At 50.4% G+C, this 11508-nt stretch carries 12 protein-coding genes and 4 tRNA genes; all 16 read right to left on the bottom strand.

What is annotated here, in order from left to right; translation table 11 throughout:
- On the bottom strand, nucleotides 1–464 hold a 464-nt coding region (locus BUB81_RS16500), incomplete at its 3' end, for a GTP-binding protein (RefSeq protein WP_139241455.1).
- Nucleotides 465–537: 73 nt separating this feature from the next.
- Nucleotides 538–613: transfer RNA gene (locus BUB81_RS16495), tRNA-Thr, on the bottom strand.
- A gap of 7 nt (nucleotides 614–620) precedes the next feature.
- Nucleotides 621–695 (bottom strand) — tRNA-Gly (locus BUB81_RS16490).
- 34 nt (nucleotides 696–729) lie between these two features.
- Nucleotides 730–814 (bottom strand) — tRNA-Tyr (locus BUB81_RS16485).
- A 12-nt stretch (nucleotides 815–826) separates the two neighbouring features.
- Nucleotides 827–902: transfer RNA gene (locus tag BUB81_RS16480), tRNA-Thr, on the bottom strand.
- Nucleotides 903–1027: 125 nt separating this feature from the next.
- A complete protein-coding gene (locus BUB81_RS16475; RefSeq protein WP_073324416.1) occupies nucleotides 1028–1762 on the bottom strand; it encodes a type III pantothenate kinase in 735 nt (244 codons plus the stop codon).
- Nucleotides 1752–2726 (bottom strand): bifunctional biotin--[acetyl-CoA-carboxylase] ligase/biotin operon repressor BirA, encoded by a 975-nt coding sequence (gene birA / locus BUB81_RS16470; protein ID WP_073324415.1) that lies wholly within the window; start codon nucleotides 2724–2726, stop codon nucleotides 1752–1754. The genes BUB81_RS16475 and birA overlap by 11 nt, the downstream gene beginning before the upstream one ends.
- Nucleotides 2723–3715 (bottom strand): UDP-N-acetylmuramate dehydrogenase, encoded by a 993-nt coding sequence (murB, locus tag BUB81_RS16465; protein WP_073324414.1) that lies wholly within the window; start codon nucleotides 3713–3715, stop codon nucleotides 2723–2725. The genes birA and murB overlap by 4 nt, the downstream gene beginning before the upstream one ends.
- Before the next feature lie 90 nt (nucleotides 3716–3805).
- Complete coding sequence (locus BUB81_RS16460; RefSeq protein ID WP_073324413.1) at nucleotides 3806–4795, bottom strand: LPP20 family lipoprotein; 990 nt, start codon at nucleotides 4793–4795, stop codon at nucleotides 3806–3808.
- Complete coding sequence (locus tag BUB81_RS16455; RefSeq protein WP_073324412.1) at nucleotides 4795–6636, bottom strand: right-handed parallel beta-helix repeat-containing protein; 1842 nt, start codon at nucleotides 6634–6636, stop codon at nucleotides 4795–4797. The genes BUB81_RS16460 and BUB81_RS16455 overlap by 1 nt, the downstream gene beginning before the upstream one ends.
- On the bottom strand, nucleotides 6633–7625 hold the full coding sequence (locus BUB81_RS16450; RefSeq protein WP_073324411.1) for an MlaD family protein: 993 nt from the start codon (nucleotides 7623–7625) through the stop codon (nucleotides 6633–6635). The genes BUB81_RS16455 and BUB81_RS16450 overlap by 4 nt, the downstream gene beginning before the upstream one ends.
- Nucleotides 7622–8278 (bottom strand): ATP-binding cassette domain-containing protein, encoded by a 657-nt coding sequence (locus BUB81_RS16445; protein ID WP_073324410.1) that lies wholly within the window; start codon nucleotides 8276–8278, stop codon nucleotides 7622–7624. The genes BUB81_RS16450 and BUB81_RS16445 overlap by 4 nt, the downstream gene beginning before the upstream one ends.
- On the bottom strand, nucleotides 8275–9066 hold the full coding sequence (locus tag BUB81_RS16440; RefSeq protein WP_073324409.1) for an MlaE family ABC transporter permease: 792 nt from the start codon (nucleotides 9064–9066) through the stop codon (nucleotides 8275–8277). The genes BUB81_RS16445 and BUB81_RS16440 overlap by 4 nt, the downstream gene beginning before the upstream one ends.
- Nucleotides 9056–9775: a hypothetical protein gene (locus BUB81_RS16435; protein WP_139241614.1), complete on the bottom strand. Its 720-nt coding sequence runs from the start codon at nucleotides 9773–9775 to the stop codon at nucleotides 9056–9058. Before BUB81_RS16435 ends, BUB81_RS16440 begins: the two co-directional genes overlap by 11 nt.
- A complete protein-coding gene (locus BUB81_RS16430) occupies nucleotides 9750–10460 on the bottom strand; it encodes a tetratricopeptide repeat protein (RefSeq protein WP_139241613.1) in 711 nt (236 codons plus the stop codon). Before BUB81_RS16430 ends, BUB81_RS16435 begins: the two co-directional genes overlap by 26 nt.
- Nucleotides 10457–11497, bottom strand: a complete 1041-nt coding sequence (locus BUB81_RS16425) for an LPP20 family lipoprotein (RefSeq protein ID WP_073324406.1) — start codon at nucleotides 11495–11497, stop codon at nucleotides 10457–10459. Before BUB81_RS16425 ends, BUB81_RS16430 begins: the two co-directional genes overlap by 4 nt.
- Nucleotides 11498–11508: the final 11 nt, after the last annotated feature.

Raw genomic sequence — 11508 nt, 5'->3', positions numbered from 1 at the left:
CGAACTTCCATTTCTACCAGCTCAAGCAGCTCTTCATCGTCAACCATGTCACATTTGTTCATGAATACGATGATGTAAGGTACACCTACCTGACGACCTAACAGGATGTGCTCACGAGTCTGAGGCATTGGGCCGTCAGTCGCAGCTACTACCAGGATCGCGCCGTCCATCTGAGCAGCACCAGTGATCATGTTTTTAACATAGTCAGCGTGTCCAGGACAGTCTACGTGTGCGTAGTGACGAGTAGGAGTGTCATACTCTACGTGTGAAGTAGAGATGGTGATACCACGTGCTTTTTCTTCTGGCGCGTTATCGATTTGATCGAACGCTTGAGCAGAACCACCGTAAGTCTTTGCAAGAACAGTAGTGATTGCTGCAGTCAGAGTGGTTTTACCGTGGTCAACGTGGCCGATTGTACCCACGTTTACGTGGGGTTTCGTACGTTCAAACTTTTCTTTTGCCATTTTTCTAGTATCCCAGCAAAGTTACGTTAAAAATTAAAAAACATTCAAACTTAAACATGAGCTGGGGAGAAAATGGTGCTGATAGGCAGATTTGAACTGCCGACCTCACCCTTACCAAGGGTGCGCTCTACCAACTGAGCTATATCAGCACGGGACTGGAGCGGGCAGCGGGAATCGAACCCGCATCATCAGCTTGGAAGGCTGAGGTAATAGCCATTATACGATGCCCGCGTTCCTAATTCTCTGGCCACCTCATAGAAGAAAGTGGTGGAGGGGGCAGGATTCGAACCTGCGAAGGCTGAGCCGGCAGATTTACAGTCTGCTCCCGTTGACCGCTTGGGTACCCCTCCAGAGTTGATGAATGGTGCCGACTGCCGGAATCGAACTGGCGACCTACTGATTACAAGTCAGTTGCTCTACCAACTGAGCTAAGTCGGCTCCTCATCAAGTGGGTGCGAATTCTAGAGTAATGAATCACTCGGTGCAATAGGCTTTTGCGAAAAAATTTCTTTTTTTGTTCAAGTGGTCATTTATTTACCACTTAGACGTTTAATTGAACGTTTTCAATCAAAAGAAGCTTTTTCAGCGTAGCGGGCAAGGCCATCTATCACCAAATTCGCGGCGCTGAGGTTAACACTCCCCTGAACGCTTGTCAGCAGATTTTTGTCTCCGCCGGTGCAAATGACCAAATAATCATCAAATCGTTCAGCTAAATACCGGTTAGCCGCAAAAACCGCCCCTTGAACAGCCGCCAAACACCCCATTGCAACACATTCTTCGGTATCGGTGCCAGCATCCAGGCGCGTTGGCACCTGTTTGTCCTGGGTAACGCGCTTGGTCGCACCCACCAGGGCATTTTTCATAGTGTGGTAACCAGGCAAAATCCAACCACCTAAATGTTGGCCGCCTGCTACAAAGTCCACCGTTATCGCGGTGCCCGCATCAATCACCGCAAAGGGCAACTCAGTTTTACCCGCTGCACCCACCATAGCCAACCAACGGTCAACGCCCATTTTGTTTGGATTGGCATAACTGTTGGTGATCCCAAACGCACTATGAGGCGTGGTAATGACCTGTAGTGCTATGTTGTTGGACTGACAAAAAAGCTGCAGTTGTGTTTCGGCGTCGTCATTGCCCACGTTTGATAAATAGATCTTCAACACGGGGGCTTTGCTCAAACGATTAACGAGGACATCAATCGTGTCTGCTACCTGTACTTGCTCACTGGTATCTGACAGCCACCGGTACTTTATGCAGGTATTCCCGGTATCTACCAATAAAACCTTATCAGCCTGCACGCAAACTTACCTCGCCGCCGTGAAACCGGGTTATCCCATCGCTGGTTTCCAGTAATAGCGCGCCGCTTGCGTCAATACCACGATTAACCCCGCTAATGCGTTTGTTGCCCGCTTTTATGACCACAGTGCGATCGGCAAACCAGTCCAGCTCTTGCCAGGTTGCTACATAGGGTTCAAAGCCGTGCTGAGTAAAAGCAGGTAATAATTCCCACAGTTGCTCAATAATCCTTGCCGCGATGTCGTTGCGGTTTAGATCCGGTCCTAACTCATGACTCATATCGATATGGGGTTGTCCCACATCATATTCGTGTTCCGGCACGGTCACATTCAGTCCAATACCGATAATACTGTCTGCCGGCGCGCCCAGTTGGCCCTCAACCTCAATGAGTACGCCAGCAAGTTTTTTCCCGTACAAATACACGTCGTTGGGCCATTTCAGGCGCGCTTCGTCAAGACCGCACTGTTTTAGGGCCTGGCAAACAGCAATGCCCACCAGCAGCGACAGCCCAGCCATACTTTGATAGCCGTCGTTAAATCGCCAGTACATCGACATAGTCAGGCTCCCCCCGACAGGTGCCAGCCATTGTCTGCCATGCCGGCCCCGGCCTGCGGTTTGTATTTCAGCCAGTATCACATCTCCATTAGCGCGCTTGGAGGCAGCGTCTTTTAATTCCGTGTTGGTGGACTCAATAACCTGTGCCACGCGGATGTTACCTTTATGCGGCATAGTGATTTGCTGCCCAATGGTTTGCTCATCCAGCAGGATTAAAGGCCGGTTAAGCTTGTAACCTTTGCCTTTTACTTTAAATACATCCAGCCCCCAATCGGTAAGCTGAGATATGTGACCCGCTATTGCTGTGCGCGATAGCCCGAGCGTTTGGGCCAGGGTTTCACCCGAGTGAAACTCGCCATCGGCCAGGGTACACAATAGCGTTTGACGTACTTCCCGCGCTTTCGGTTTCATAATGTTACGAGTCCTGTTTTACCCACCAGTCTGACCTCTGGCTCCAAACGGATACCAAACGTCGTCTCAACGCTTTCTATTATAGCCTGTGCAAACTCAACGACTGCTTTACCTGATACCGCGTTTTGATTGACCAGCACCAATGGCTGATGCTGATAACTACAGACCCCGTTTTTGCACTGCCCTTTAAAACCTGCTGTATCAATTAACCAGGCAGCAGGGACTTTCGTTTGCGTCGCATTCACTTCATAGCCCGGCATGGACGGATATTGCTGCCTGAGTTTGTCAAAGTGCGATGTTAAAATGACCGGGTTCTTAAAGAAACTGCCAGCGTTACCCAATCGAGCGGGGTCAGGTAACTTTCGCTGTCTGACGGCAATAACCGTATTGAATATGTCTTCGACTGTAGGGTCGCTGAGTGCATCCAGCTCGGCATACTGAGTGACAGGCGCAATATCAGATGGCAGGAAAAAATGAACATGCGTCACAATCCAACGGCTGTGTTCTGGGCGCTTAAAAATACTGTCACGATAGCCGAATTCACATTCCTGTTGCGACAAACTGAACTGTTCACCCGTGTCCAGTGACACTACGTCAACTTGTTCAATCCGCTCACCGACTTCCAGGCCGTATGCACCGATATTCTGAATCGGCGCCGCCCCTACTGAGCCGGGGATAAGTGCCAGGTTTTCCAGGCCGCGCCACCCTTTTTTCACGGTATAGGCCACCAGCGCATGCCAGTTTTCGCCTCCTCCAACGGTGAGTCGCACCCCATCTTCTCCGAGCTTGACGTCAATGCCTTTAATGTCGTTCAACAGTACCAGACCGTCGAAGTCTTCAATGAAAATACTGTTGCTTCCACCACCCAAAATATACACAGGCACATCGGTACGATAAGCCGACAGCAGCGAGCTGACCGAGTCGAACGTCTGCAATTGCTTACAATGACTGGGCAAAGCGAAGGTATGGCGATGAGTTAGTTCTGGCATAAGGAGATATATGATGAAAACGAGCCGCTAGTATGCCTTAACGGTCGGGGTGAAGGCCAGTCATTAGGCTGGCCTTCCGGTACACATGTTTTAATCTAACACGATAATGACACCGGCTTCACCGAAGAAGCCACTTTCATTGAGCTGTTGAATGCGCTGGGCATATTCGGTTGCCAGTACAATCTCGGTTCTCGTATCGCCATAAGTCCGCAATGCTTTCACCAGTAACGGGCGACTGCCAACCACTGGGTGTTGAACAGCGAAATCAACGTCCCTTGCAAACAGGGAAACCAGTTGTCCGCGTTCAAGCAATCGCTCGCTTTTTTCTACGGCGGAATCAGGATACACAACGCCACCGCGAAGTTGACGGATCTTGGGGCTTAATGACGGTATAAAGTTGCTGCCGCGCGCATCCACAACCAGCCCGGTAGGCTGAGTGTCTTTTTTAGCAACGGGCGTAGCATCGTCGCGCTTTTGTGCAGCAAGCTGCTGCTCAAGTACTGATAGACGACGATTAAGTTTCTCTACATCATCCAGCCAGGGGACCGGCTGCAGCGTCACGTCATCCTGAGCATGCGCATTGGGAATCAACGCCATCGCTAACCATTCCAGGGGTTGCTTCACCCAGCTCTGTAGGCCGGCAGTCTGATAGAGTTCGTTGTACACAGCTTTAGAGGCAGGACCGCCAAGGCTGATCGCCATCTCGATTTTACAACTGCCATCTGGCGCGGGTGTGCGACTCAGAATGCGCGCGTTGCGGATCACGCCTTCAACCTGACTTTTGACTTCGTCATTATTCAGCATGTAATTGTCGATCACCGTGGTCGCGGTAACGCGCACCCCCTGCGTAGCTTCCAGCAAATTACGCTGCGCATCGACCACCGCTGCACGACATGCCAGCAACGGGCCTGCTTTACCCATCGCATTGGCAGGCGGCAGACCATACCCTTCCGCCGCAATTTGCCCGGTTGTCCAGTTTACCTTACCGCCCGCGGCGGTCCATTCTTCATAATGTGCATTGGCCGCCACACCTGAAAAACTGGCTAACGTTAGTGCCAGTGCTATACACGCCTTTTTCATTATTCTGTCCTTATTTTTCCAAGCAGGTTAGTCGCTGAGGCCGCTGGGTCCCAAGTATTGCCTGTTGCATCAATTTCATAACTGGATGCATTCTGAATATGGAATGGGAAGTTGTTCCGTATGGTGCAGTCATTGACTTTCAGCTTCGCGAAATCACTCACTACCACACCTGATGTATTACTGCCGTCAATAAGGCAATGACGAAGCGTCACATTCGCCTCCCCTTCAATCATAACAGCGGTGAATTTACTGCCAATTATCTCAATGGCCTCCAGCAATGGCTGGCCTGATTTAATGGCTATACCAATACCACCGCTGTGCATTTGCACACCACTGATTTGAGTAGCCTTGTTGTTTTCCAGAATCAGATAAGGTGCGCGTCGTTCAGCATCGGCTACCGGACCAATCTTGATGGCCTGCTTAAGCCCCCAGAAATAGGCTTCACCGCGGATCACCATCGTGGCCTGTGGGTCGAACTGGAGTTCAACGCCGGGCTCAACATAAATTTCACTGTCTTCATTAAAGACCACCTGCCCCTTCACCTGATAGGGGCTGAAGGTTTTGGTTAACGCCATAACGCCTGAGTAATCGCCCTGTAAGGGGCCACTCAAATAGGTTTGCTGACCGACTTCCTTCACATACGTAGTCAGCGTAATGGACTTGGTGTCACTGCTGTTGCCTGCTCGGTCCACGGCCAGTACCTGATATTCATTCAGGCTGAAGGCTTCGGTAGCGACCGCTACATTAGCAAAGCTATCTGCGCCTGAATAAACCAGCGTTTTTTCCCCTTCAACAACCCGAAACACGCTAAAGCTACTTGCGTCATCGTCGGCCTGCCACGATAACTTCAGGGTTGACTCGGTTTGGCTACCAACCAGATTTTTCACCGTTGCGGGTGGCTTATTATCGAAATTAACCAATCCGGTAATACTCAGCATAGTGGTCGTGCTGCCGTCTTTCCCCTGCAGAATACCCGTAACCGGCACGCGTACCTGATCCCAGTCGGGCTGAACCGGTATCTTCGCGATGTACACCCCTGGCTCAACTTCATTTAATTGCGTACGCACTAAATTGCCAAGTTCAGCAAAGGCCTGCACCCCGGGCTCGCCTTTAACGCCCACCTCCAGTACATCGGAATAGCGCAGCCACTGATCGGCCTTATCGTGAATAACCGATTCAATTAACGGTCCACCGTCGCCGGCATAAACCGCCGGTTGCGGGAAGTCAAAAGCCACTTTGCGCCCCAGTTCATCAGCTGCGGCTAACAGATTTTCATCATCCAGATTCATTGCTGCTATCGCCGCATTCAATAGCAGCCCCCAGGCTGTGGTAGAAACACCACCAGCGCGCTGTGTGACTTCGTGTTCACCGCTCCACACGACGTCGCCTTTGGTGTTGTATAGTGACAGGGCAACCTCAAGACGAATCTCTGAGTAAATCCCAGCAAAGAACCGTTCAAAGTCCACCACTTCACCCACTAACACACCTTCGACGCCAAGGTAGGAGGCCATTTTGGAGTGGTCCAGCGGGCCTGAAGGCAGCCGTTTGTCGACTTCCGCGGGATGCACTAATGAGAAATTCCGCCCGGCTAACTGACTGTTAATCACCTGACGTAACAGCGGCCCCGCCACCTGCTCTTCCGTGTTGTTGCTGAATGGTAAGATGGCGATACTGGTTGGAATTTCCCGTTTGTCACCGCTGGTCCCGGTATTGTTCTCAACAGAACTACTGGCAGAGCGCTGCGGCTGACCAATTGAGATAGAGTCCTTGGTACTGACAGAACAGCCTGCCAGCAGAGTAATCACTGCACCGAACGTAAGGCGCGTTAACAGCTTATTCATGATTCAGGTTCTCCTTGTGATTCACCACGCTCAGACGGGTAAAGTGATTCGTCGGGTGGAAACAGGCCGTTACCTTGTGGGCGTTTGCCCGACTTGTCACTGGCAGGCTGACCGCCTTGTAGTAACCAGTGTTGACGTAACTGCTGAGTGAGCCCATTTACTTCAAATAGTAAATTATTCAGCAGAGCCTGTGTTTCAGGTAGCTCGCTCACTGTAGGTTCAATGTTGCTGGCTATCTTGTCGATACTTTTAATTAGCGCACTGGACTGTTCAGCAACATCGGTAAACGCGCCCATGTTGTCGGTCAGTGTCGTTTGCCCGTTTTGCAACGTGGACTCCATGACTTTCATGGTCTGCTGCATCTGCGCCAGCACCGCGGGTAATTGCTGACTGGCGTCATTCATACTTTCAGTCAGTGTGGCAACGTTTTCCAGACTCCGTGTCAGGCTGTCCTGATTATTGCTGACATTGCTCACTATCGCATCGAGATTGATCAGAATGTCTGCCACCTTCTGCGACAGGGCCTGAATGTCCCACTCTTCCATCAGTGTTTTAAGGGATTTTGGCTCAGAGGCCGTAAGCGTGGCGCCATTACCAAGCGGAGCGCCCGTGCCGGGAATAAACGCGATGCCGGCTCCGGACAGAACATTGTCTATATCCAGTGTTGAGTCGATTTTAAGCTGACTGCCTTCGCGATACAGCGACTGATATTCAGTTTGCATGGACAGTGTTAAGGCAACATCGCCCTGGGCAGTCAGCCCGATTGACTCAATTCGCCCCACATTGACGCCATTAAGTCTGACGGGTGAGCCTTTGCTTAATCCATAGGACGAAGACAGCACTGCCTCAAAAGACAACTGCTTGCCTTGCGCTTGCCGCGTATCTTCAAAAAACAGCCAGCCGCCCAGTACAATAGCGACCACCACAAATAAACCAAGCACAGTATCCTGAGCGCGGGAAGACAGTGATTGTGATGGCGCAAAACTCATTGTATTGGCTCCAATTTACCCCCGGTAATGGCCAGGGTACGGTCAGCAAAGTCCGTGCGGTCGCCGACCGTCGTCGTCATTAATACGGAGTACCCCTGCGACTGCTGCTCTGTCAGCAATACGTTCAACATGTTCTCACGCATTTCAAATGACATCCCGCTTTGCACTTCATCCAATAATAACAGTTTGGGGCGAAATACCATTGCCCGCAACAAATTCATCATACGGGTTTGTACATCATTTAGCTGATGCGGCTCTAACTGCAACAGCGACTGGATTTGCAGCGCCTCTGCCAGCGGTTCAATGCGCTGCGCAATGGCTTTTTTAGACATGTCAGTATGGTACAACAGCGGAAACGCAATATTGTTGTAATTGGTAAAAATACTGAGCAAGCCGCCTGCTTCAAACGCCATACAGGTCGCACCGAAACGCGCTTGCTCGGTCATGTCCTTCATAGCCAGCCCGTCCACCACAACATGTCCGCGGTCAGGAGTCAGTAAACCCGCAGCGAGTTTTAACAGGCTTGAGCCGCCATCCAAAACGCCGGTTTGCACACAGACAATTTCTGCCGGTTTCAGATGCAGATTCAGCCCTTGGAAAATGGCTTTATCGGCAAACTGCAAGGTGATGTCGTCGAGCTTTAATCGCATCATAAGTACACCAAATACGACAAGCCGATGTTCAGCACAAAAAAGGCAAACAACTGAAACGTGTTGGAATTAGAGATCGCGCGGGATACATCGGTAAACCGGTCTTCGACATGGTAGCCAAAATACAAACTCGCCAGACCGATCAAGCATCCGCCCACCATGGCTTTCGCCATACTTACCGCCACTTCTACAACCGTAAGTTGCTGTAACAGCGCACGAATATAATCCACTAGCGTAATACCACCCTCGTGATACAACTCGATCATGGCAAACGACGTTAATACACAAATCATGTTGAAGTAGAAAAACATCAGCATTAGCGATACCGGAAAGGCAAAGAACACTGGCAACAGAAACACCAGCGCCGGGCTCATATGTACCGCAGAAAGTGCATCGAACTGACGGTATAACTGCATTTGCCCGACTTCCGCGGTGACCGCAGATGCCGAACGGGCAATAAGGATAATGCCAGAAATCAATGGGCCAATTTCACGGTTCACCACGATATTAAAAAACTGCGCGTAGTAATCGATAAACTGTGTGTTGTTGGGGATCACCGCATAGGCTTTCGACATTACAAAAATGCCCAGCAGCATTGCAATAATCGTATTAATAGACGCGGCTCTTAGCCCTGAATTATACAGTTGACGTTTGAACAGCAACCAAAAAATACGACGCCGTTGCGGTTTGAGCAACTGAGGACAGGTATTGATAGCCAGTCCAAGCAAGCCAATGATGCCGATAAATACACTGCCAGAACGTCGGGCGCGCAGGCCGATTTTACTGAGCATGCAGCACATCCTGACGCCACTGACGAACCTGACGGGCTTTCTGCGCTTCACCAAGCTGACTTAACAGCAATGAAGCTCTGGCGGCGAGCATCTCTGCCTGTGCTGTTTGCCCCTTGTCTGCCGCAATCCGGGCGAGCAAATAGTAGGTATCTGCCACATTGTGTTGTGCGCCGTACTGTTCAAACAGCGTTAACGCTTTTTTCAAAGCCGCCTCGTGGCTGAAATGCTTGCCACTGACATAACACTGGAGCGCTAATGGCTCGCTTGCTTCAGTGACATTCAGGCAATCTTCCAATCGGGCCGACAGCAACTGCTGATAATACGGCTTGTCATCCGGCAATAGTGCTTTTGCTTTGTCGTGATAGGCCGTGTCGCGGGTCAGAAAATACAGTGCCATATTCGCCTGAGCCTGGTCGGAGGCATTGTTCTGAATCAGCGCAACATCGAGGTAATCTTCACAATCTATTGTGTTACCACCAACAGCGACACTGCGCTGACACAATCGCCACAGTGCCGAAGACATCAGTTCCAAATCACCGCTTTCGAAGGCTTTGCTCGCAACAGCTCGCATGGCATAAGGTGAAAAATTCGGATCAGCGGCGAGCGCATTAAAAGACTGCGCCGTAGTGAGTGGCGGAGGTGCACTGGCGCAACTGGCTAATAACACCAACGCGCACAGCAAACTAGTCTTTGTGGTAGCCCGCTTCATAACTTAGCCTCACCATACGTGTCAGGGTATGCAGGTTGTCCTCAGTATTCACATAGCGGTTTAGCATGCGGTTAATCTCTTCATGCGCCATGTGCTGCTGCATAAACTCGATACTTTTACGCAACGGCTTCAGCTCGTTGGTTGAAAGCTGGATTTCCAGCAAATCCACGAAGTCGTCGTAATCGCCTTTCAAAAAGAGTTTGCGGCTGCGGCGCATAAAGTTCCAGTCGGAAAACTTACGCAGGTACTTGGACATAACCGTACCTAACGCAAAAGCCAGAGCCATTGCCAACAAATCAAACAGCTTATCCAGAGTAAGCTCTTCCAGTTGCTGGGCTTTTTCGCTCACTGAAGCGTTCGATATGGCGCGAATTACTTCAATTCGCTTGGCGGCGGTGGGGCTGAGCGGATTAATTTCCAATGCTTGCATGTAAGCTTGTTCCGCTAATGCCATTTGCTTATTTTCGTAAAGCGCATCACCGTACAGAATGAGCAGAATATCGTTACCGGGAAATTGTTGATTTGCATTCTTGAGCAGCTCAATGGCGTTAACAATTTCCCCTTTGTCGATAAGGATCTGTGCTTCAACAATGGCGACTTTGGGTGAGGCCAGCTCCTGAGCCATTGCCATCGCTGGCAGGCTCAGTACGCAAATGACTAACCAAACGCAAAGCCGTCTGATCACCTGGCCACCACTATCATTACTTCGGCATTACCCAATGCTTTCAGCAAGGTTTGCTGGGACTTGAGTAACGCGACAGCCTGGTCAGAAATCACCAGATCAGAATTACGAGATTTGTATATACCTTCGGCCGGAATGATAAATGGCTTAACGGCTATACGCGCATTGCGAACCGCATCACCTACATCAAAGTCGTAGGAAACCGGTCGGCTACTGATATTTCCCTCAGCCAAATCGTTTGAGTTGGGGTAAATAATGTCACCTTTTGCGTTGCGGATACGCGGAATTGTCGCCAGTTCAAAAGCACTAATCTGGCTTGCATCAATCAGTACACCGGTAAAGTTGCTGTTGCTTTCATAAAACTCAATTTGCTGTTCGAGCTGTGTAATCACCTGTTGTTGAGGCTGAGCTTTTAGCAATTTCGTGATGTTTTTTACCAGTTCCAGCTGATTTGGATTATCGATAACCAGGACCTGCTGCGTACTATCGCTGGCCATTGCCTGAGGAAACAGGGTCAATCGCGGCATACGGATATTGGCTGTCGTTGCCAATACCCAGTCAACGGGCGCCTGATACCAGGCTGTTGTGTTCATGCCCGTTTTCGCTGCATGCGGGGCGATCATTTGAATAAAACGGCCATCCATCGACATGGTCATTGTGACGGTAGCAATGTCATTTTGATAGTGATCTGCAGTCATAGCTGCGCCTTTGATCATCGCCTCCAGACTGGTTTTCACCGTGTCGCTCTGTGTTACCATCTGCTCAACAACGGTTTCCGATGTTACGCGCACACCGCGGATCATCTCGGCAAGGTTCCGATAAGCGTCAAGCTGCGCAGCGCGGCGGGCTAGTAACCGCTGCTTCACCAGCGGTACATCGTCAGGCGCGACGCCGTAACCATACGCAGAAATTACCCCTGTTGACCAGTTTATCTGGCCGCCAGGCTGCTGTTGTACGACCTCGTCGGCTTGTGCAGCATTGAAAAAGATGGCACTGCACAGTGCAAATAGATAAAGAGCGGCGCTTGAAGATTTTTTCATGTTGTTGACTC

This window comes from Marisediminitalea aggregata, assembly GCF_900129565.1.
Lineage (GTDB): Bacteria > Pseudomonadota > Gammaproteobacteria > Enterobacterales > Alteromonadaceae > Alteromonas > Alteromonas aggregata.
Note: the sequence above shows the minus strand (reverse complement) of the source record. Positions and strands in the feature narration are given on the sequence as shown.